The sequence below is a fragment of the Moritella sp. genome (genome assembly GCF_013215705.1).
In the GTDB taxonomy this organism is placed as follows: Bacteria; Pseudomonadota; Gammaproteobacteria; order Enterobacterales; family Moritellaceae; genus Moritella.
The window spans coordinates 230394-254437 of the sequence record NZ_JABSQR010000004.1 but is presented as its reverse complement, the minus strand read 5'-3'; the positions used below and the strand labels follow the sequence as shown (position 1 = coordinate 254437).

Here is a 24044-nt window from a genome sequence, read left to right as displayed (position 1 = left end):
TAAGCGATAAATGATCAATTGTATTCATCAATTTCAAATTATTCATAAATTAAAAGAATCCGTCTGTATGGGAAGATCTCTGGTAATTGTGGAATCGCCTGCAAAAGCGAAGACCATTAATAAATATCTCGGTAAAGACTACATTGTTAAATCAAGTGTGGGTCACGTACGTGATTTACCGACAAGTGGTGGAGCAGCCAAAAAACGAGCTGGTGCACCGACGCTTGCGCAACAAACTAAAGGCATGACGCCAGAAGCGAAAGCTGCATTTAAAGAAAAACGTGATAAAAAATCATTATACTCACGTATGGGAATAGACCCTGAAAATGACTGGGCTGCAACGTATCAGATTTTACCTGGTAAAGAAAAAGTCGTTGCTGAACTACAACAACTTGCTGAAAAAGCAGATGTTATCTATCTCGCAACCGATTTGGACCGCGAGGGAGAAGCTATTGCATGGCACCTGCGGGAAATTATTGGTGGTGATGATTCACGTTTCCAACGTGTCACGTTTAACGAAATTACCAAAACAGCGATCCAAGAAGCATTTGATAAACCGACAGAATTGAACATTGACTGTGTGAATGCACAACAAGCGCGTCGTTTCTTAGATCGTGTTGTTGGCTATATGGTATCACCGTTGCTTTGGCAAAAGATTGCCCGTGGTTTATCTGCTGGACGTGTTCAGTCAGTAGCCGTGCGTTTGATCGTAGACAAAGAAAAAGATATCAAAGCCTTCATTCCAGAAGAGTTTTGGGATGTGCATACAGATTTAGTGACTTCATTGGGCGAACCTCTTCGTGTTGAAACGGTTAAATATGCTGGTGAAGCATTTAAACCTGTTAATGAGGCGCAAGCGACCAAAGCGGTTACTGACTTACAAAATGCCAGTTATTCGTTATTAAAACGTGATGACAGAGCGACAAGCAGTAAACCTAAAGCCCCATTTATTACCTCAACACTACAGCAGGCGGCAAGTACGCGTCATAGCTATGGTGTTAAGCGTACTATGGGCTTAGCACAACGTTTATATGAAGGCGGTTACATTACCTACATGCGTACTGACTCAACCAACTTGAGTAAAGACGCGGTAGAAAGTGCACGCGGTTTCATTGAAACAAAATATGGTAAAGACTATTTACCTGCAGAACCGAATCTATACGGCTCTAAAAAAGGCGCGCAAGAAGCCCATGAAGCGATCCGACCTTCTGACGTAAATGTTATGTCAGGCGATTTGAAAGGCATGGATGATGATGCGAAGAAATTATACGAATTAATTTGGCGTCAGTTTGTTGCTTGCCAAATGATGCCTGCACAATACGATTCAACCAAATTGACGATTGCTGCTGGCGAGTATCAGCTTACCGCGAAGGGACGTACTATGCGTTTCCCTGGTTGGACTAAAGCGTTACCACCAATGAGCAAGAAGTCTGAAGATGAAAGTAATTTACCTGTGCTTGAAGTCGGTGAGGCGCTTGATCTGATCACTGTCGATCCACTGCAACACTTCACTAAGCCGCCTGCGCGTTTTAATGAAGCGTCGTTGGTTAAAGAATTAGAGAAACGTGGAATTGGTCGTCCATCGACGTATGCGTCGATTATCACGACAATTCAAGACCGTGGTTATGTGAAATCTGAAAACCGCCGTTTCTTTGCTGAAAAAATGGGTGAGATTGTTACCGAGCGTCTGACTGAAAGTTTTGAAGAGTTAATGAACTTCGATTTCACCGCAAGCATGGAGTCTCAACTTGATGGCGTTGCCGAAGGCAAGCTGAATTGGATTGATGTACTTAATGATTTCTTTGGTGACTTTAAGAAACAGCTATTAACGGCTGGTGCTGAGGTGTCTGAAGGCGGTATGCGCTCGAACGAAATGGTTATCACGGATATCGAATGTCCAACATGCCAACGTGAGATGGGGATCCGTACTGCAACGACAGGTGTATTCCTTGGTTGTGTGGGTTACAACTTACCACCGAAAGAACGCTGTAAGAAAACCATCAACCTCGTATCAGGCGAAGAAGCGATTGATTTGCTCAATGAAGACGCTGAAACTGAAGCGCTGATGGCAAAACGTCGTTGTCCTAAATGCAGTACTGCAATGGACAGCTACCTGATTGACGAAACCCGTAAATTGCACGTTTGTGGTAATAACCCTGAATGTACAGGCTACGAAGTCGAAAAAGGTGAGTTCAAGCTAAAAGGCTATGATGGCCCTGTGGTTGAATGTGACCGTTGTATGTCTGATATGCAGCTTAAAAATGGCCGTTTTGGCAAATACATGGGCTGTACTAACGAAGAATGCAAAAACACCCGTAAGATCCTGAAAAGTGGTGAGGTTGCGCCGCCAAAAGAAGATCCTGTATTCCTTCCTGAATTGGAATGTGAAAAATCGGATGCTTACTTTGTGCTGCGTGACGGTGCTGCGGGTATCTTCTTAGCCGCGAATACTTTCCCTAAATCTCGTGAGACGCGTGCTCCCTTGATTGAAGAGTTAGTGCGCTTCAGAGACCGTATCTCATCGAAGTTCTATTACTTAGCAGATGCGCCAGCGCAAGATCCTGCTGGTAATAAAGCCATTGTACGCTTCAGTCGTAAGACCAAAGAGCAATATGTCATGACCGAGGTAGAAAAGAAAGCTACTGGTTGGACTGCGCATTATATCGATGGTAAATGGGTTGAAGAAGAAAAGAAGAAAGCGGTGAAGAAGAAAAAACCTGCTACTGAAAGTAGTTAATGAATTTCTTTCGCGTTAATGTAACACTTTAATAAGTTACTATGTGTTTATAAAATACCTCAGCATTGCTGGGGTATTTTTTCCTTGAATTTTTAAGAACCCTAGATACTGTCTATTTCGGTGAATAACAGCAAATTGTTATGATTCTATTTTCGATCTTCTGCGTTTTATTATTATTGAGCTACAATCTAAAATTATTGAACTAGAATCTGAATAGTCTCCAAATTTTGTGACATATAGCTAAACAGTGTTTAATTTTGTTAATTGAACTATTAATCGAACTTTTAATTGAACTTTTAATTGAACTTTTTATTCGTTTTAAGTTCTGACTCTATGTAAATGAAACTTAGAATTAAACTTCTATAATATAGGTAACGTACTAGATTGTTTTTTAATCATTTAGCATGTGACGCCGCCTCTTAATATTGAGAAATTATCATTTATGTCAAGGTATTTTATTTTGACATGTCTTTTTTTGTGTCCGCGATCTTGTTTTTGACCTCTTATTGATTTTCCCTATAGTTTTAACAAAATTATTGTGACTATAATTGATACCAAGTTTTAAGCGTAGTTGTTAAATCTTATTTCAAATGGTTTATCCAGATGAATTATTGGTTTAACACGCTATTTGTTAGAATACATTAACTCTTGGTTTAACCAATCATTAACAAATAGGATCATCTCAGCGAGAGATTCAAGTAATGAATGAGTTAACTTATAAATAATTAAAGGATTTCAAAATGAAAAAGACTATTCTTGCTACTGCAATTTTACTAGCTGGCGCTGCAAACGCTGCTGAAGTTTATAACGATGATACAACTACAATTTCTCTAGGTGGTTCTTTCCGTGGTCACGTTGTTGTTGCTGATTCTGATAACGTTAAATTTGAAGATGCTGGCTCACGTTTCGATATTAAAGCAGCTAAAGAATTAGACAATGGTCTTAAAGCATTTGGTCAAATGGAAATCAAATATAGCGGCTCAAAAGGTGATACACTATATATCAACAATGCTTTCGTTGGTCTATCGCATGATGTATACGGTACAGTTGAACTTGGTAAGCAAATGGGTCTAAATGATGACGCATTCGTATATGATTTCTCGTACGAACACGGTAACATCTACAACGAAGATAACGCGTTATTTGGTTCTGATTCTGAAGATCAACTTAAATACACTAAAGCATTCGGCGGCGCTTCTGTTGTTGTTTCTATAATGGACCAAGATACTTATGCTATCGGCGGTACTTATGAAGTAGCAGGTCTATCTTTAGTTGCTTCTTATAACATCGCTAACGACCGTGTTGTTACTACAGAAACAGAAGTATTATCAATTGTAGGTACTAACGTTGTTAAAACTCAAGTTGGTACTTCAGTTAAAACTGATAACTCTACTTATGCTGTAGGTGTTTCATACGCACTTGACTCGCTAACATTAGGTGCTGTATACACTGCATCTGAAGTTGGTGACGCTGATAATTCAGCTTACGGCCTTGGTGCTAACTACGCTCTAGGTCAAGCAAGCGTATATGTTATGTTTGATGCTACATCAAGCGATACAAAAGCTGATGAACGCACTGAACTAGTAATTGGTGCTGATTATGAGATTGTTAAAGATGTTAAAGCATACGCTGAATTCGGTTCAACTAACCCTGAATCTGGTTCATCTGATGAAGCTCTATACTTAGGTGGTCGTGTATACTTCTAATCAACCCTGTTGATTTGTTGCTATAAACAACACTGACTAATGAAGCCGCTCACTGTAATAGTGGGCGGTTTTTTTATAAGCGAAGTCTACGTAAAATGCTTAAACCTATATTTACCTCGTTAACGTCTAAGCGCAGTGCACTTCCTTTTACTTTTATATTTATATTCTCTTACTTTAATCCGATTACTCACCAAACTGGTATTTTTACTCATTAATAATATGTGACATTTTTCATATCATTCGTTTATAAAGTTTTGATACTATAGTTATTCTTATCAATCAATAATTGGTTATTACAATGCCCCAGCGTATTATCTCAAGCGTTTTTAGTCGCACTTTTGCCGCGACAATATTTATGTATATGCTGTTGATGCTAAGTAGTGCAAACTTTGCTTATGCGCATGGCGGAGACCTTTTCAAACAGCTAAGCCCTGTAGCACAAATTCAAGCGAACCAGGTTGTTTATACCAGTGAAACCGGCGTTTTAGATGATGCTGATAATGAATACATGTACAAAAACTCTGATATGGCTCGCTTTATATTTTTGAAAGATGCACAAAGTCGGAAAAATGAGCTATTAAACAGTCTAGAACATTGGCTAGAGCATAAAGAAAAACTGATCAATGATTTAACTGATGGGCAAGGTATTGAGCGTTTCCTATCGTTGTTTACTATTTTGGTATTAATGCTGGTTTGTGGACTTATCGTTGAGCGGGTTGCGAGCATCAAAACCAATGCTTTTTCAGAACGGGTAGCGGAAGAAAAAGACAGTAGCTTTAGGGATAATCTTGATTACTTATTAATGCGCGGCTTTTTTCAGTATGTGGGCATCGTTATTTTTGCCGTTACCGCAGCGCTGATTGCTATCTATAATTACAGTGAAGCCGACCCTTTCCGTTTATTAAGCCTACACGCACTTGGACTTGTGGTAAAAATACGCGCATTAAAGATTTTACTTAGACTTATTTTTTCACCTAATGCCAAAGGTAATCGATTGTTTAAATTAGATTGCGAATCTGCCAATCGTCTGTATTGGTCGATTCTTAGCTTTATGGCGATTTACCTTATCATTACAACGTTTTGGCGTATCCTCGTACTGTTCTCGCTAGACACTATATTATTTGCATTAATTATTCCTGCGACAGGCATGATCTTAAATATCTTATCGATTGCCTTTATTTGGTTTAACCGTAAAACCATTGAAGCTATGTTCACCGATGCCAAAGAAACGAGCTCGGCGTTTACGCGCTTTCTACGTCAAACCTGGACGACAATTTTTACCATTTGGTTATTTATCGCTTGGGTATTTTGGGCTACGTACGAGTTCTTAGGCTACTATGAGCAAGCGCGAAACTTTACGCCTATCTGGTGGTTAACCTTTACTTTTCCTATCGCAGATCGGCTTATTTTTGTTTCACTGACCCAGTTAAAACGTATCACTTGGCTACAAAGTCACTCTTATAATAAACGTTGTGATAAATTTATTAACCGGGTGATGATTGCACTTAGAGTTATATTCGTTGCTTTTATTCTTCATCATCTCGATGCCAGCTTTAATTATAATGCTTGGGAAACCATCACCAATAGCCTTGGCGGGTTTATTGAAATGTTGGTTGATATTATTGTTGTTATCATTGCCGCTTATGCAGTTTGGGAAATCATTCAGTCTGCTATTGAACGTCATTTACCTTATGACATGGTTTGTGACAATAACAATGGTACGTCAACATTAGAAGGTGAGGGGGGCGGGGCCGGATCTTCTCGTTCTGAAACTTTGCTGCCTTTAGTACGTTCGTTTTTATCGGTGTTTTTGCTCTCCTGTGTACTACTCATGGTACTCAGTATTGTGGGGGTTGAAATAGCACCGTTATTGGCTGGTGCGGGTATCGTTGGTATCGCGGTTGGTTTTGGTGCTCAAAAATTAGTGCAAGATGTAATTTCTGGCATATTCTTTTTACTCGATGATGCCTTTCGTCGTGGCGAATATATTGAAGCGGCGAGTTTACGCGGTACTGTAGAGCGGATCTCTATTCGTTCTATCACATTACGCCATCATCTAGGTGCTGTGCAGACTATTCCTTTTAGCGAAATTGCGACTGTACGAAACTTATCACGTGATTGGATCACCAAAAAATTAGAGTTCCGCTTAGATTATCGAACCGACGTTGAAAAAGTACGTAAGCTGATTAAAAAAGTTGGCCAGAAAATGCTACTACATCCAGAATACGGACAACATTTCCTATTGCCGCTGAAATCACAAGGGGTGACTAGAGTCGAAGAATCTGCGCTCATTTTCCGCATGAAATTTACCTGTGTACCAGGTGAGCAATGGGTTATTCGTCGAGAAGCATTTAGACTGGTACAAGAATCATTAAAAGACAATGGTATTGAGTTTGCCCATCGCTCTGTGCATGTGTTAACCGAGCGCGACGGTAAAGTCGACGTACAGAATACGATTGAAAAGAATGAAGAACTTGCTGAAACACGGGGTGCGGCTGCTGCATTAACCGTTTCTGCCGAGATTAAAAAGAACGATAAAATAGACTCAGATTATAATTAATTTGCAGTTTATTTTTAATCAAATTAATGGGTTGTTAAGTGAGCGGTGCCGTATCTTAGGCTTCGCTTTTTTGATAACCTTATCCGCCATCGTTGTATTTAGTGAAAGAGAGTTAGAGTGCGCAGTAAATTAAATAATAGCCGTTTGCTTATCTACAGTCATGACTCTTTCGGTCTTGGACATTTGCGCCGCTGCAGAACTATCGCCCATGCGCTTGTTGATCAGTACAAGGGCTTATCGGTATTAATTATTACCGGCTCGCCAATTATTGGCCGTTTTGATTTTAAAGCGCGTGTTGATTTTATTCGTATACCTGGTGTAATCAAACTTCATAATGGTGAATATACGTCACTCGGTTTGCTTATCGATCTCGCTGATACATTAGCATTACGTGAATCCATTATTCTCAATACTTCTAAAGTCTTCAAACCGGATATTTTTCTTGTAGATAAAGAACCGGGCGGATTGAAAGATGAAGTCATTAGTACGTTAGCCTATTTCAAAGATACTGATACCAAATGTATTCTCGGTTTACGCGATGTGATGGACTCTCCTGAGTTATTAAAAAAGGAGTGGCAGAAGAAAAATGTGATGCCATTACTTGAAAATCTTTATGATGAACTTTGGGTTTATGGCCCCGCTGAGGTGTCTAATCCATTACAAGGATTGGATGTTAAGCAAATTGTGACCGATAAAACGTTGTTTACGGGTTATCTACCAAGACAGTTACCGAAGCAAGTGGATATTGAATCCATTAACATCCCCGACAGACCTTATATTTTGGTTACCCCCGGTGGTGGTGGCGATGGCGTTGAGATGATTGATTGGGTTCTCCGTGCTTATGAGAGTAGCCCAACACTGATGCCTGCATTATTTGTGCTTGGTCCATTTATGCCAACAACTGAGCGCAATGAGTTTCTGAATCGAGCGGAATTGCTACCTCATGTTGATGCGATCACATTCAGTAATCACCTTGAGCATTTAATGTTTGAGGCTGAGGCTGTGATTGCTATGGGTGGCTACAATACTTTTTGTGAAATACTGTCGTTTGATAAACCAGCATTGATTCTACCACGTACTAAACCACGGGAAGAGCAGCTTATTCGAGCTCGTAATGCCGCCGAAGTAGGTTTGCTATCTATGCTCGATTTGGATTCAGAACGTTTAGCAGAGACCATGGTTGACGGTATTATAAAACTACTACAGCAAGATAAACCGAGTAAACATAAACTTGATAAACTACTGAACGGTTTAGATTTTCTTACGCGTCGATTTGGTGAATTGGTAGCAAAATAAGCTAATCTAGTTTTCTTTTCAATTAATTGTTTATCGTAAGGACTATATATATGTCAGCACCGCGTATTATGTATTATGTGCAATATTTATTAGGTATTGGTCACGTTCGTCGCTCTTCTCTTATTGTGCAAGCATTATGTGAACAAGGTGCGCATGTCGATGTTATTTTCGGTGGAATGCCGGTTCCGAGCATGTCTTTTGGTGATGCGACTATGCATCAGTTAATGGCGGTGAAAAGTGCGGATTCAGGCTTTAGCGGTTTAGTTAAAGCAGATAACACCCCAGTTAGTGATGATGATAAAAAAGAGCGTACACAGGCTCTATTAGCCCTTTGTGAGACCTTGCAACCTGATTTAATTGTTACCGAAACGTATCCTTTTGGCCGCAGACAGATGCGTTTTGAACTATTACCTTTACTTGACTGGGCTAAATCGCAATCGAATCCTCCGGTCCTAGTTTCTTCTATTCGCGATATTTTGCAGCGCCGTTCAACGGTAAGAGAACAAGAGTACGTCAATTTAGTGCAAACTTATTACCAACATGTATTAGTGCATGGTGATGAAAACTTTTATCCATTAGAAAGAAGCTTTCCTGTAGCCGGTATGATCGCCGATAAAATCAGTTATTCTGGTTATGTTTGTCCGACTAGGGCAAATGGTGATACGTCGCAGAAAACACGGGATACGATTGTTGTGTCTGTCGGCGGCGGCAGTATCGGTAAGGATATTTTAGTTGCAGTGATGGCGCTGTATAACAGTGGTTTTGCGGCAGATAAAAAGTGGTTACTGATCACAGGCCCAAACATGGACAGCGCTGATAAAGCTTATTTTAAAGCGCAGCAACAGTCTAATTTACAAGTTGTTGACCTTGCAGATGATTTTTTAAGAGCGCTGAGTAATGCTTATGTGTCAATTTCAAGAGCGGGTTATAACACGGTTATGGACCTGTTATTGACTGCGGTTCCTGCGGTGGTTATACCGTTTGAAGGTGAAGGCGAAACTGAGCAGTTAGCGCGAAGTGAAGTCTTGGCTGAAGCGAAAGTACTGCAATTCGTTAAGAATGACGAATTGAGTATCAAGACATTAAAAACGGCGATTAATAAAGCATTAGCCAGTCCTGCTGAAACAGTTAATATTGATAATCAAGGCGCGACACAAAGTGCGAAACTTCTTATTGAATGGGCTACTGCAAGAAATTAGCAAGTTGCTAAAGTAATACTCAATCTACATATGTATTGCATCTCGTAAACGTATTTAATTCAAAATACTAAAGGTTTAGGTCTGTAGTGAAGAAAATAGCATTAGTACTTAAAGGCTATCCACGCCTGTCTGAAACATTTATCGCCCAAGAAATACGTGCATTAGAGTTACGCGGGTTTGATATTACCTTAGTCTCCTTACGTCATCCGACAGATACCAGCACGCATCCAATACATGAGCAGATTGAAGCTGATGTATTATATTTACCTGAATACTTACATGTTGAGCCATTAAGGGTATTAAAAGCGTGTTTTCATGTCGTCAAACGCTATTCATTAACCAAAGTGGTTAAGCAATTTATTCAAGATATTAAGCGTGATACTAGTCGTGGGCGTGTTCGCCGTTTTGGTCAAGGTATTGTACTTGCTGCCGAAATGCCTGACGGCATTGAACAAATGTATGCGCACTTCTTACATACACCAGCATCGGTGACGCGCTATGCTTCATTATTGAATGATTTGCCTTGGTCGTGTTCTGCGCATGCTAAAGATATTTGGACATCAGAAAAGTGGGATCTTGCCGAGAAACTGATCGAGTTACAATGGTTGTCTACTTGTACTGCTGCGAATCATGAGTATTTACAATCCCTTGCTGAAGATCCAAGCAAGGTACATTTGGTTTATCACGGTTTAGACTTTACTCGCTTTCAACATGTAGACCGAGTCTCACGCGCGGATATAAATGGCAGTTCTGCAGATAACCCGGTTAAAATTATCAGTGTCGGTCGAGCCGTACCGAAGAAAGGCTACGATGATTTACTCAATGCGTTAGCTAAATTACCAAAAGATTTACATTGGCAGTTAACGCATATTGGCGGTGGCGGCATTCTGAAAAGTTTACGCCAGCAGGCGCAAGAGCTTGGTATTGATAAACACATTGAATGGCAAGGCGCCCAGCCACAGTTAACTGTACTTGAAGCTTACCGTGAAAGTGATTTATTTGTACTGGCGAGTAAGATTGTTGCTGATGGTGACAGAGATGGGTTGCCGAATGTATTGATGGAAGCACAAAGCCAGTCTGTATGTTGTCTGGCGACAGATATTTCCGGTATCCCAGAGCTGATTGATAGCGGTGAGAACGGCATATTGGTGGAATCAAATAACGTTGAGCAATTAGCATCGGCATTAGCAGATTTATTACGAGACGGTGAGAAGCGCGAACGTCTCGGCACTGAGGGCCAAAAGCAACTTCATCGACGTTTCGATGTCAAAATCGGTATTGATCAATTAGAAAAGCTGTTTGATAATCTTGACTAATACTCGTATAAAAACAGGCATCGCATTTTATGCGCCGCTTAAATCACCCTTACATCCAACGCCATCGGGTGATCGTAAAATCGCGCGTTTATTTATACAAGCGTTAGAGCAGGGCGGTTATCATGTTGAACTGGCTAGTCAGTTGCGCACTTTCGATAAAAAGGGTGATGGTCAGCGCCAGCAGCGTCTCATCGCTCTTGCCAAAAAAGAAGCCACAAGGATCATGCGACGTTGGCAAAAACAAGGTTTTAGTCCGCAAGTTTGGTTTAGTTATCATTTGTATTACAAAGCCCCTGATTTAATTGGTCCCATCATTTGTCAGACGCTTAATATTCCTTACATCGTAGCGGAAGCATCATGGGCCGAGAAACGTGCTCAGGGTGGTTGGGCGCTGTATCATCAACAGGTGGCGGCTGGATTAAAACTGGCGAGTAACGTTATTTGTATTAACCCAAAGGATAAAATTGCGCTGACCGATTTTTATTCTAAACAGCGGCAAGGATCCCATTCGCCACTTGTCTCTCTTAATCTCTTTATTGATGATCGCTCTGTAAATGATAATAACTTTCCAGTTAACAATGAACACTCTCAGGTAATTACAGCTAGCCTAAGTAAAAAGGCTCTAAATAGGAATAGACAGAGTCTCGCGTACAAATATGGCTTAGATAGTAATTTACCTTGGCTTATCACCATTGCGATGATGCGCAGTGGCGATAAATATCACTCCTATCAGCAGTTAAGTTCTGTGGTTGAGTCATTACAACGGCCTTATCAGTTATTGATTATTGGTGATGGGGTTATGCAAGCAGAAGTCCGTTCGCTTTTTGCTTCACACCAGCAAGTAAAGTTTGCCGGTGCGCTTGAAAATAGTCAAATACGCCAGTTGTTATCGCATTTCGAATTACTTGTTTGGCCAGCGATAAATGAAGCCCTTGGCATGATCTTCTTAGAAGCACAGCAAGCCGGCGTGGCGATAGTAGCCGGTGATCAGGGCGGTGTTAGCTCAATTATGAAACATAACGTCACTGGTGTATTAGTTGATGCGCATAATGCTCAGTTAATGTCAGTAACGATTGATGAATTACTAAGTGATCCCGCACGGTTAACCGTCATGCAGCAAGCCGCAAAGCATTACGTTACGCTGCATCATTCCATTGAGGCGAGTGCAGAGCAGCTTAATCTCATTGTCCAAGATGCCATAGCAAATAAACTGGAGATGTTATGATCCATGTATATTTTATTCGGCATGGGCAAACGCAGTGGAATTGTGAGAAGCGTTTGCAAGGTCGAACAGATATTCCATTGAATGACGTAGGCAAGACGCAAATTAGCGCTTATCAATTACCTGAACATTTGCTAACAATGCCATGGTTTAATAGCCCGTTACTAAGAGCTCAACAAACTGCGGAGTTACTTGGTGTCAATTCACAGGTTGAAGTTGCGTTGATTGAAATGAACTGGGGGGACTGGGAAGGTAACACGTTACAACAATTAAGCTCCCAAGATCCGATTGATTTTGCTAAACAAGAAGCGTTGGGGTTAGATTTACGGCCAGCAGGTGGTGAGTCGCCACGCTTGGTTGCTGAGCGGGTAAGTGATTGGGTTGAAGCCTTGGATATTACCAAGGTAGAGCAGCGAATTGGTTGTGTGAGTCATAAAGGTATTATCCGTGCAATTTATGCCTGTGCGACGAATTGGAACATGTTAGGAAAACCACCGCATAAACTGGATTATCACTGTGCTCAGCACTTTTGCTTTGAAGGTGGACGTTGGTCTATTGTTGAGCTTAATATACCGTTATAAGTGAAATGTCTTCAATTCCAATGAGTGAATGTTTTATAGCAATAGGCTCCCACCATACGGTAAGAGCCCAATATTTAATATGTTAAATGGTATTTATCGCCTTAGAAAACTAAGTTAACTTGTGCTGAACCAACAACAGCTTCCGCTTTATTAGTAAATTCGTAAGTTAAGCCTGTAATTGAATCAGTTTCAGTAAATGATGTTTCCTTACCAATAATGTAAGCAGCGGCGAGATCAACTGAAAGTGTTTTGCTGATGTTGAATGTCAGACCTGCTGTATACCACTGGCGTTCTGAGTCTGGAATACTGATCGTTGTATCACCAGTACTTTCATCTAATGCGTAACCCGCACGTAATATAACTTTGTTACCTAGATAATATGATAGACCCGCTGAATAGCGAATGTTATCTTCGTAGTTATAAGCTTTTTCGAATAATACTGTATTGTCTTCAGCGGACACGCCTGTTAGACCGCTGAAGCTACTCCATTCAGTCCAAACTACACCGTATTGTAGTGCTAAATTACCAAAACGGTGAAAGCCACCTAGTTCTGCTATAGCGGGTAATGATAAGTCTAATGTACCGTTACCAGTATTTATCGTTACTCCATTTGTAGCTCTTTTTGAATAGTCACCTTCAAACTCTAGGTCGACTTGTGAGCGATAGCTCACGCCAATTTTATGGTTTTCGTTTAGATCAAGTAAAAGGCCTGCATTCCAACCAAAGCCGATGTCATCGCCTTCCAATGAGAATGCTGTTGCACCACGCGCCATACCCGCTAATGGGCCGGAAATAGCAGGATTAGAAACATAGGCATTAGCTGTTGCTTGCGGATTTGCTGATGCGTATGCAGCCGTTAAAACAGTCTCAAGTGCAGAACCTGCAGCTGCATCACCTAAATTTCGCTCTAGCTCTGCGCTACCATATACAATTTGTGCACCGACGCCAAGGCGTAATTTAGAGCCGACCTTAATTGCTAAACTTGGGTTTAAATTGAAGGTAGTTAGTTTTGTTGAGCCGCCAAGTAAGCCTGCAGCATAATCATCAGAAAATTCAGTGTTGGTACCATAATTAGTATAGCCTGCTAAACCAATCGCTAGTTTGCTACCGACTGGAATTACAGCATAAACAGACGGGATAGTTGACGTGTGTACTGAGTTTTCAACATTATAATCAGACTTAGTCGGCACTGCAAAGTCATTATCGATAAGTTGATTTAAAGCGGTATAGCTACCTGCAAGTGGTGCGTTATCACCTGTTGTTCCTACGGTTGGCTCTGCATATGCACCGCCAAATGAAAAGGCAAATTTGTCAAACGATGCAGCTGCAGCAGGGTTGGTTGCGATTACTGAGGCATTATCAGTATTGGCAGCAAAACCAGCATTGGCATTACCGAGTGCGGATGCTGATTGCACGTTAACCTGGAATCCGGCAGCAGATGCTTGCGCACTGGCTAGAAGGGTTGTGGTTACTGTCGCTTTAACTATTGATTTAACTATCAACTTAGATATGACACTTTTTTTGAACAAATTGGTTTTTTTCATGACTAATCCCTGTCTTATATAAATAATGTAAATACATCCATGTTAATTACAGTTGTACTCGAACGTGTTTATACACGCTGCTACCTGAGTTGGACCTATTATAGGGATTTAGCGAGATGTTTATGTGAGGACAAGATGTATGTTATTAGTAACACTATTTAAATGTGAATAAGCGTTTGAAGTTAGTGTTTACTGTCGTTAAGTTGCTTTGTTTTAAGTGGTTTTTAAGTACTAATGCAATCTAATGTGTTTTAGTGGTAATAGTATTAACCGTATTTTAAGGCATATTAATCAGAGTTAAGACTCTATGTTTGGTTAATCAATCAATTGATAATTTAACTGTAATCCAAGCATGGTGCTATTGCCTTCTGCGCTTACATCGAAGTCATCAAGGCGGATAGTATCTTTAATTCGTGTTGTATCGTATCTCGCATAAGTAAGGCCCATATCGAAACTTAATGTGCGACTCGCATAATAAGTTAATCCAAAGCTGAAGTTTGTTTTCTTATCAAATGGTATTGCGAAGGTTGCGCTTTCAGAGGCTTTTTCTGTTGACGCCCCACTGCGCAGTAAGATCACATCGCTTAATTTGTAGCGGACTGAAAATGCAATTTTCCAGCTATCTTCTGCAGTAACAGATTCAATTAAACATTGCCCTTGTGGTAAATTAAAGTCGAGATTAGCAGGGCAGTCTGGATGTGATACTGAAATGTAATCTAGGTTCTGCCAACCATACCAAGCGAGTGAATACTGTATTGCTAATCGCGGATCCAGCTGATGGAAGCCTGATAGCGTTAGCTCACTTGGTACTGCCATCGACAGTGTCGTGGTATCTTGGAATTCGAGATCATTATTCTTCGCCAGCGTGGTGAAGTCGCCTTCTGTTTCAATCTCCGTTGCTGTTCGATAAGATAAACCGAATTGATGGTGTTTATTTATTTTATATAGTCCGCCAATACCATATCGAAAACCGAGTCCTGAACCGTTAAAGTCTTGATATATTTGACTTGGATTATTTGGATTTTGAGCACCATAATTAGTCGCTAGTTGATAGTTACCATAAATAGCACTCACTCCTATGCCAAGATAAAGCTTGTTTGTTAATTTAATCGCGATATTGGGGTTTATTTCATAAGTGAATAAGGAACGTTGTCCAGTGAGGATCCCGGCTGGGTATTCGCTATCATAATTGTTACGTACGTTATAATTAGAAAACGTAGCAAGCCCAAATGACCATTTATTATTAATGGGAAATGCGAAATAAGCTGAGGGGACAACGTAGTTATCTCCGATACTTGAATTATCTAAAGCATCTGGATCACCACCAGAGTAATATTCCCCGTTAATGTCGTTCTCAGATTTTACTAAAATGCCAGCGATGGCCATAGCGGGGTATAAAAATGCTGCTGTTATTGCGGGATTCACGGCTATATTGGCTAGGTTACTTGTATCAGCAGCGCTGCCTGCGCCAGCAGTACCGAGTTCGATGGCTGAGGTTGTAGATGATTGGTAAGATGCTGCGTAAGTTGAAGGGCTGGAATAGGCGATTAGGCCAAGAAGAGCACTTAGGCAGACGATAGGCGAATCACGACTACAGGTTGTTCTCATATTTATTCCCTTAAAATGATGCCTTATTTTAAGGTTAGTCGAAAATAAAAATAGCGCCGTAAGGCGCTATTTTTATTACTGTATTTAACTGCTATTTTTAAACAGTTCGTTTAGCTAAATAAGCTTAGAAACGGTAGTTTACTTGAGCTGAAGCAATGATTGCATCACCTTGACCTGCGAAAGTATAATTGTATTCAGAGAATTCAAGTTCTTTCGTAAAGATATAAGCTAGTGCGAAATCAAAACTTAAGGTTTGATCTAGTTCGTAAGTTGCACCCATAGTGTACCAGTAGCGGTCTGTATCTGGGATACTCAGCGTCGTTTCACCCGCTTGTTCATCAAAGGCGAAACCTGCACGTAACGTTGTGTTACCAGTATAAAATTCAGCACCGACAGCGTAACGTATGTTGTCATCGTAATGTTCTTCTTTTTTGAAACATTCCGTTGGTGTTGTTGTGACAGTACATTCGTTACTGTTAGCTTCTAATTCAGTAAATTTACTCCATTGTGTCCACAATGCGCTATACGTTAGTGCAATTTTCGGTGTTACCTTATGGTAACCTGAGATCTCAGCTGTTGCTGGAAGTGGAATTTCTAAAGTCGTTGAGATTTTTTGACCTCCGCTAGTTAAACCAGTGAAGTCACCTTCAAACTCGACGTCCACTTGTGAACGGTACGCTAAACCAATGCGGTTATTTTCGCTAAATTCATACAGTGCACCAACGTTCCAGCCGTAACCCCAAGCGTCGCCTTCAAGCAGGAAAAGTTGTGTATCGGCTGAAGTACCAGAGCCATAACGTGGGTCATATTGAAGGTCACCGTAGTTACGTTCTAGAGTCGCTTTTGCATAGACAGCGCTAACCCCTAAACCTAAGCTCAATTCATCTGTAGCCTTAAAAGAGACACTTGGGTTGATATTGAACGTTAGAAGGTCGGTTGTACCAGCACCAGCGCCGACCGCGTAGTCATCTTCATGCTCGGAAACCATGCCGTAACCTGAAAACATAGCCAGACCTACAGCCCATTGTTCATTGATAGGCTGAATATAGTACATTGCTGGAACAAAAGCATGGTTAATGATGTCGTTTGAATCTAGGCGTGAAGGAGTGTTTTTAATAGGGTCATTAACACCATGAATATCCGCGTTTGCTGCGATGTAAGAGCCAACAACTGAAATTTCAGCTTTATCGAAACGTGACATTGCAGCCGGGTTACGTGCAAGTACAGAGGCGTTATCAGCAACGGCTGCTTCACCAGCAAAAGCTCGTCCAAGACCAGATGCTGAATGTTCGCTTACTTGGAAACCAGCAGCAGAAGATTGTGCAGTTACCAGCAGTAAGGCGGTAGCAAGCGTTGTTTTTTTTAATTTTGACATAGTTAATTGCTCATTTTTATAAGTTTTATTTTGTTAACTCGCTACTGGTGTCGATCTCTTAATAGAAAAACAAGGTTCCTTTTGTTTATCGTATAAACGTCCAGGTCAGACCAGTTGTCGATAGTATGAGTAAATAATAACTGCTTGTTCGTGCTTTGTAATTAATAATAATCACAAGGTGTAATGTTTGATTATTAAGACTTGACGTTTAATAGAAAAAATAGTTGATGAGTTTATTTGTGTTAACGTATTGATAAATATCTATTTATTTCAGCGTACACTTGTTGTTATTAAATTGTTATCGCTCCCATTTTTATTAGAGTACTTATTCTGATACTTGATAAGTCAAAGTTAATGTTTATTTTTGTGATCAACGTCAAATAATGGTGTCAATCTTTTTTAATACAAATTTTAATGAAGTGTCACATCTGTCACGTTTAACTATGTTGTTGTTTATAATATAGCCAAGTAGCTTGGGAATACATACAAACCCTTATAACAAAAAAGCCACGTCACCTTCTCGAATAGAGGGTGACGTGGCTTAAAAATAGGTGTTAAAGAGGCTTAAATTACGCTTATTCTTATTCTTTCTCTTTATTCTTTAAATTCAGCCATAAACTGATGTGCTGTATCCATCATATCCACAGAACCTGTGAAGAAAGGAACACGCTGATGTAATTCTGTTGGTTTTAGATCTAGGATTGGCGTGTAACCGTCAGTCGCTAGTGCACCTGCTTGCTCTGCAAGGAAAGCCATTGGGTTGCACTCGTATAATAAGCGCAGTTTACCCGTTGGTGCTTGTGCTGTTTGTGGGTAAATGTAGATACCACCTTTAAGCAGGTTACGGTGGAAGTCAGATACTAAAGAACCGATGTAGCGTGATGTATAAGGGCGGTTCGTTGTGTCATCTTCTTCTTGGCAATATTTAATGTATTTCTTCACACCAAGTGGGAACTTGCTGTAGTTACCTTCATTGATCGAATAGATTTTACCAGATTTAGGGAAGGTCATTGCTTCATGTGATAAGCAGAATACGCCAATTGATGGGTCGTAAGTGAAACCATGAACACCGTTACCTGTTGTATATACCAACATGGTTGATGAGCCATAGACCACATAACCAGCTGCAACTTGCTTACGACCAACTTGTAAGAAGTCTTCCATTGATACTGGACCGCCAACAGGTGATATACGACGGTAGATAGAGAAAATTGTACCAACAGACACATTAACATCAATGTTTGATGAACCATCTAGCGGATCCATTAACACTACATAGTTAGCATTACGGCTATTTTCATTGTCAAAAAATACGTAATGATCTTCTTCTTCAGAAGCAATACCACAAACTTCACCGCGTGCAATCAACGCATTTTTAAATACTTCGTTCGCATACATATCGAGTTTTTGCTGTTCTTCACCTTGGATGTTTTCAATGCCACTTGCACCTCTAATATCAACTAAGCCAGCTTTATTGATTTCACGGTTGACAATTTTAGCAGCAAGTTTGATTGAACTTAATAATGCTGTTAAATCACCTTTTGCATGTGGAAAATCAGATTGATTCTCAACGATGAACTCACCAAGTGTTTTATGTATTAACATTCCAATTCCCTAATAAAGCAATAATTAAATCCGATAATTGAACCTATTTTGCGCTTTTTTAAGGTGGATATCTAGTGCGGGTAATAGATAAATGTATGTAATTTTTAGATTAAGTTGTTAACTTTCAGTTAACGCAAATGGACTTTCAGTTGAAAGGTATGAATGCTCAAATGAATCTTTCATTTTCATATTCGAGTGCTACTGTTTAATGTTCGAGCATTTTAACGGGGGCTTTCAATGTTCGAATTCGAACTTTATGGGCGTGTTGTTATTTTCACAAACGAAAATGGCGGCATTTATAGACGCCATTTCGAGTGCTTATAGGTAATTATGATGGGTTAAGTTGAGTTTTAATACTTGGTTGTTGCGATGTTGTTATTGCTGGTTTTGAGTTTCTCAATTTGACTAATTTCGCTAATAATGCCTGCCCTTGCCAATTCGTAACGTCAGTATTTTTACCGTAAGTACAGGTCAATAGTTGTTGGCAAGTTTGCAGACATTCTTGACTCATCGGTAGTGAGGCTAGGTGCGGATCTTTGATTTCGGGCCATTGCTGTTTAAACCAAGCGTGTAATAGTCGACTACTTTGCTTAGCATCATTATTTTTAAGTGCAGCTTCTAATTGTGGCCAGATATTGTCAGGTTTAGCCGTATTAGCTACTTTCTGGTTACTGATTTGTTGAGTACCTCTGCGTAAGAAAAACCAAGTTACGCAGGTTAATAACCACAACCCAGCAAAAATAAAGGTTAACCAACGCCATATTGAAGATTCAGTTGTTGATGTCGATGACGTTTGCATATCTGTCTGTCCACTATCATTAGATGCGAGTGATGACGTTGAGTTTGTTTCACCATTTTGTTTGTTAGTATTATTTTCAACTGGAGGATTGTTTTCACTTGCTACGATAGTCACTATTTTAGCCGGTAGTGTTGCCCATTCTTGTTGTTGGGTTTTGTTATTAAACCAAGGAATTGATAACGCTGGTAATGTTAATTCCCCGATTTGATTGGGAATAATGGCAAAACTTAATACTTGTTGCGAGAAGTGAGTTCCTTGTTGTGCAAAGTTGGTAAATTGTGGTTTATCTGGATAGATTTTGGCTGTTTTAGGCCAGCTGATGGCTAAATCGGGTAGCGCTGATTTATCTACGTTCGCAACGGTTAGTGTGATAGTACGTGTTATTGACTCACCTTGTTGATAGCTGTTTTGTAATGGTTGCAACTCTTCAACGAGTTGCACAAAGTCACTGACTAACCATTCGCCTTGGTAGTCTGTAGGTTGTGTTTGAATATTTAAGTGTAAAGTGTCAGCTTGGATGATCACTGGCGTAACAGACCCAAAACGATAGCCGTGTTTTGCGGTACTTACCTGGCCTTCAAACCGAGTTGGTGAAATGGTGGTTTTTCCTGCGGTATTAATGGTGATGGCATATTGACGTGTGATGGTTTCAAAGCGTCTACCGTTAATGATTTCACTGGCGTTTTCATCTTTACCAATTTGTTTTACTACACCGTCTGTCACTGTCGGTTCGGTAAGGTTGCCAGATTGCATTTTGGTGTTTTGGGCAATATACAAGGTGGTTGTGTAGATAAATTGTTGACCAACATAGATGGTTTCATTCGATACATTTACTTTCAATTCAATGTTACGGTTGTTTAGACCGCGGCTACTTGCTGTAGACGATGAGATGACATTAACATTAATCGGTTGTGTTGTTGCCCCATCAATCGTAAAGGCGGGAATGATATAAACACCTATCTTTCGTGCCATTAACACGGTTGTGAAAGTTGTTACATGGGATTTCGTTCCATTGATATTATAAGATTGGCTATTAGTTGAAGTTCTGCCTACGACGAAATTAGCCAGCAGTGCTGAGCTATCCCAGTCACTGGCGCTAATACTCTCATTGGCGCGGATTTCAAGGATAAAGCTGCTGCCTTGTACTACGGGATTTTGATTGACGGATGCTGTTATCTTTAACGCCGCATTCGCCTGAAAACTGAGCGTAAATAGTAAGCCTGTAAGGATAAAAATATTCGCTATTAGTGAAAATTTATAACCACGGCGATGTGTCTGTACTGCCTTTACCATATTTGCTCCGAACTATTTTGCTGATTTGATTCAGCATTACGTTGCTGATTTTCTATATACATTTTATTTCTTAATAATAAAGAGGGATTATCAGGGATATTCCGCAGCCATTTTTGTAAGCGTTTTTGTTGTTCTTTTTCTAATGGCGTTTGCTGTGCTGCCGACAGTCCTTGGGTATTACCTTTATTTGAATTATCGTCGGCTTCATCTTGACTGTCTTGTTGGCTTTGACTGTCTTGCTGGCTTTGACTGTCTTGCTGGCTCTGACTGTCTTGCTGGCTCTGACTGTCTTTGCCTTTATCACCTTGCTGTTGTTTTTGTTTCTGTTGCTGTTTTACTTGCTTAGCAAGTGCTAAGTTACCTTTTGCATCGTTATTTTCAGGATCCAATTTTAGCGCTTGTTCGTAGGCTTTAGTAGCTTCATCAATATTACCGAGCTGCATTAAAGCATTGCCTTGATTATAATAGGCATCACTGCTTGGATCATTCGCCCACAGATCGATCGCTTGTTGGTATTCACCTGCTTTATACAACGAACTCGCTTGCCAACTGGCATTAGAGAAGGTATCCGCTGCTTGTTGATATTCTGCCTCTTGAAACAGCAATGATCCGTTTTCGTTACTGTTTTTCCATATCGAAGTATCCGCCGCATAGCTTGATTCTGGTTGCAGTAAAAACACCAAGAAAAAGCTGAAAAATAGTTGTTTTCGAAAACTAAATGCCGCTAGTAACGCAATCAAAGGCAGTAGCCAAATACCGTCATCATTACGTTGCTGTGTGGTTAACTCTGTCTTTTGGTTATTCTGGAAGCTTAACGGATGATTAAACAAGTCTGTTAGCTGTTGGCTACCGTGGCTTATCACTTGGACTTTTCCTGAATTCGCTTGTGCCGTGTCTTTCAATAAACGGGCATCCAGCTGAGGCACTACGATTGTGCCTTGGTTGTCTTTAAGTAATTGACCATTAGGCATTTTAATCGGTGCACCTTGCGCTGTGCCGATACCAAGAATCGATAAACTGTATTCTGTGCCAGCTAATAACGCGTTGATGTTATCTGCTTGAGTTGGGTTAATACCATCGGTCACCAGCAGTATTTGCCCTTGCTGATAACCTGCGTTGGTTAATAGTTCGATTGCTTGACGAATACCTGCAGTTGGTTTCGATCCTCTCACTGGCATAATTTCTGGCGACAAGTTTGGTAGCAAGTTCAGTAGGGTGCTTGTGTCTGTGGTTAATGGTGAGATAACAAAGGCATCACCTGCATAAGCTACCAAGCCTATTTCCCCTTCTTTAATCGCGCTAAGAATATCGGTGCTTTTAAAGCGAAGTTGCGCTAGGCGATTGGGTTTAAGGTCTGTTGCCCGCATCGATAGCGACATATCTAATACCATCACTTTTGCTTGCGAGATACTGGCTACTGGACGCTCTGTATAACTAAAACTCGGGCCTGATAATGCCATTGTTGTGAGCACCCAAATACCGGCTAAAGGGATAAAAAAATGCTTAGATTTTGTTGCTGGTTGATGCTGGGCTAATAAGAATTGTGCGATCTCAGGTGAAAGCACCGTATACCAGCCTTTTGTTTGGTCAGTGTTACGGAAATACCAAGCGAGGGCGACGAGTGGTAATAACGCCAGTAACCATAATGGCCGTAATAACATAAAATCAGTCATGGTGCTTATTCCTTGACGTAAATAGTTGGCCTTGACGTAGATAGCAGGCGAAAATAGACAATAATAATGCAATTGTTAATGGCCAATGGAATAGATCCGTTTGTGGTCTAAATTGTTGTTGAGCTTGCTCGACAGGCTCAAGTTTATCGAGTTCGGCATAAATAGCCGCCAAGCTACTGGCGTCACGCGCGCGGAAATATTGACCACCGGTTTGTGCTGCGATTGTCTTTAGGGTCGCTTCATCCAGATCACTTGACGGGTCTACTTTCTCTTTACCTAGGAAGGTGCGTTGGTAATAAGCATCAGCGCCGATGCCAATAGTATAGATTTTTACGCCTTGCTCTTGGGCGAATTTAGCTGCTTCAAGCGGTTTTACTTCACCAGCGGTATTCTGACCATCTGTGAGTAATATCAATACTTTTTGAGGATTATCTGCGGCATCGAAACGTTTGAGTGCTAAGCCAATACCTTCACCAATAGCAGTTTGTTCACCAACAAGACCGAGCACTGCTTGCTGCATGTAGCCACTGACTGTTTTTAAATCAAAAGTGAGTGGTGCTTGTAAATAGGCATTATCAGCAAAGAAGATAAGTCCGACACGGTCGCCTTTACGTTGTTGGATAAAATCAGCAACAACGGTTTTTACTAATGATAAGCGATCAACCATACGGTTATTGATTTGCATGTCTTTCATCTGCATCGATCGTGATAGATCAACCGCGAGCATCATTTCACGACCTTGTTGCGGAATGGATTGTGGTTCACCGATCCACATCGGGCGTGCGGTCGCCACTACTAGGCATAACCACATTAATGTTAATGGCCAGATGGCACGTTCTTTTTTACTTGCGGTGCCTGTTGCTGTTTCAATATAAGGTAAGTTAGGTAGCACTAATGGCGTTTGTGCTTGACCCGCGCTGCTAAAAAAGCGAATAAGCAGTGGTAAAGGTAATAAAACTAACAGCCATGGCCAATTAAATTCAAACATTACTGTTCTCCACACTTTTTTCCACTCTGTTCTTCAGTCTGTTCTTCACATTGCAATCTACATTGCAATCTACAGGTATAAGCGGGGTTTTCTTGATCCAGTCTTGGCAAGTCTTAAAGTGCGCGGATCCGGCGAGCATGTTTGGTTTAGCACTGTATAAGTCCAACGTCCATGCTGCGGTATTATCTGAGAACGCATTGAAGACTCGTTTTTTAGAACTGGCTTGTTGATCGAGGAAACTTAACCATGCTTCGCCATGTAAGGATGCAACCGTTTCACGTGGGAAACTGGCTAAAACGATACGTTTAAGCAGATGGTGTAAATCGTTTACCTCACAGCCTTGTTGCTGTAGCTGTGTTAATTCAGCTAGGGCTAAGCGGGTTAATTTGGTTTTTTTTAGGTAATGCAACACAGCATAAATAGCCAATCCGACGATCAATACGATTATGATGATAACCAGCCACCAATACAGTGATAGTGGCCAGGCCGATACTGGTGCGGGTAAATGAATATCTTTTAATTGTGCTAACGGATCCATGCGC

The 24044-nt window shown here is 40.6% G+C and carries 16 protein-coding genes; 8 read left to right on the top strand and 8 right to left on the bottom strand.

Features of this window, described 5'->3' with window-relative positions:
• The first annotated feature begins 67 nt into the window (after window positions 1-67).
• The 8 genes from topA (at window position 68) to HRT96_RS01490 (ending at window position 12617) form a co-directional block, all read left to right on the top strand.
• Window positions 68-2737: a type I DNA topoisomerase gene (gene topA / locus HRT96_RS01525; protein ID WP_293151213.1), complete on the top strand. Its 2670-nt coding sequence runs from the start codon at window positions 68-70 to the stop codon at window positions 2735-2737.
• 740 nt (window positions 2738-3477) lie between these two features.
• Window positions 3478-4443: a porin gene (locus HRT96_RS01520; protein WP_293151210.1), complete on the top strand. Its 966-nt coding sequence runs from the start codon at window positions 3478-3480 to the stop codon at window positions 4441-4443.
• Between the two features lie 298 nt (window positions 4444-4741).
• Window positions 4742-7003 (top strand): mechanosensitive ion channel domain-containing protein, encoded by a 2262-nt coding sequence (locus HRT96_RS01515; protein WP_293151207.1) that lies wholly within the window; start codon window positions 4742-4744, stop codon window positions 7001-7003.
• A gap of 117 nt (window positions 7004-7120) precedes the next feature.
• A complete protein-coding gene (locus HRT96_RS01510; protein ID WP_293151204.1) occupies window positions 7121-8299 on the top strand; it encodes a glycosyltransferase in 1179 nt (392 codons plus the stop codon).
• Between the two features lie 50 nt (window positions 8300-8349).
• A complete protein-coding gene (locus HRT96_RS01505) occupies window positions 8350-9498 on the top strand; it encodes a glycosyltransferase (RefSeq protein WP_293151201.1) in 1149 nt (382 codons plus the stop codon).
• An 86-nt stretch (window positions 9499-9584) separates the two neighbouring features.
• The gene (locus HRT96_RS01500) at window positions 9585-10814 is read left to right on the top strand and encodes a glycosyltransferase family 4 protein (RefSeq protein ID WP_293151198.1); all 1230 of its coding nucleotides are present in this window, start codon (window positions 9585-9587) and stop codon (window positions 10812-10814) included.
• Entirely contained in the window at window positions 10807-12039 is a 1233-nt protein-coding gene (locus HRT96_RS01495) for a glycosyltransferase family 4 protein (protein WP_293151195.1), read from the top strand. Before HRT96_RS01500 ends, HRT96_RS01495 begins: the two co-directional genes overlap by 8 nt.
• Window positions 12036-12617: a histidine phosphatase family protein gene (locus HRT96_RS01490; protein WP_293151192.1), complete on the top strand. Its 582-nt coding sequence runs from the start codon at window positions 12036-12038 to the stop codon at window positions 12615-12617. The genes HRT96_RS01495 and HRT96_RS01490 overlap by 4 nt, the downstream gene beginning before the upstream one ends.
• A 101-nt stretch (window positions 12618-12718) precedes the next feature.
• On the opposite strand, the gene HRT96_RS01485 is transcribed toward HRT96_RS01490, so the two are convergent.
• From HRT96_RS01485 to HRT96_RS01450, 8 genes are all read right to left on the bottom strand, one after another.
• Entirely contained in the window at window positions 12719-14161 is a 1443-nt protein-coding gene (locus HRT96_RS01485; protein WP_293151189.1) for an outer membrane protein transport protein, read from the bottom strand.
• 315 nt (window positions 14162-14476) lie between these two features.
• Window positions 14477-15769 carry an outer membrane protein transport protein gene (locus HRT96_RS01480; RefSeq protein ID WP_293151186.1) on the bottom strand — a complete coding sequence of 431 codons (1293 nt, stop codon included), beginning with the start codon at window positions 15767-15769 and terminating at the stop codon, window positions 14477-14479.
• Window positions 15770-15893: 124 nt separating this feature from the next.
• Window positions 15894-17144, bottom strand: coding sequence for an outer membrane protein transport protein (locus HRT96_RS01475; protein ID WP_293151183.1), 1251 nt, complete (start codon window positions 17142-17144; stop codon window positions 15894-15896).
• A 594-nt stretch (window positions 17145-17738) separates the two neighbouring features.
• Window positions 17739-18749: a class 1 fructose-bisphosphatase gene (gene fbp, locus HRT96_RS01470; RefSeq protein WP_293143582.1), complete on the bottom strand. Its 1011-nt coding sequence runs from the start codon at window positions 18747-18749 to the stop codon at window positions 17739-17741.
• A gap of 328 nt (window positions 18750-19077) precedes the next feature.
• The gene (locus HRT96_RS01465; protein WP_293151180.1) at window positions 19078-20841 is read right to left on the bottom strand and encodes a BatD family protein; all 1764 of its coding nucleotides are present in this window, start codon (window positions 20839-20841) and stop codon (window positions 19078-19080) included.
• Window positions 20835-22514 (bottom strand): VWA domain-containing protein, encoded by a 1680-nt coding sequence (locus HRT96_RS01460; protein WP_293151177.1) that lies wholly within the window; start codon window positions 22512-22514, stop codon window positions 20835-20837. The genes HRT96_RS01465 and HRT96_RS01460 overlap by 7 nt, the downstream gene beginning before the upstream one ends.
• Window positions 22507-23502 (bottom strand): VWA domain-containing protein, encoded by a 996-nt coding sequence (locus HRT96_RS01455; protein WP_293151175.1) that lies wholly within the window; start codon window positions 23500-23502, stop codon window positions 22507-22509. The genes HRT96_RS01460 and HRT96_RS01455 overlap by 8 nt, the downstream gene beginning before the upstream one ends.
• The gene (locus HRT96_RS01450; RefSeq protein ID WP_293151172.1) at window positions 23495-24040 is read right to left on the bottom strand and encodes a DUF4381 domain-containing protein; all 546 of its coding nucleotides are present in this window, start codon (window positions 24038-24040) and stop codon (window positions 23495-23497) included. Before HRT96_RS01450 ends, HRT96_RS01455 begins: the two co-directional genes overlap by 8 nt.
• Window positions 24041-24044 lie beyond the last annotated feature (4 nt).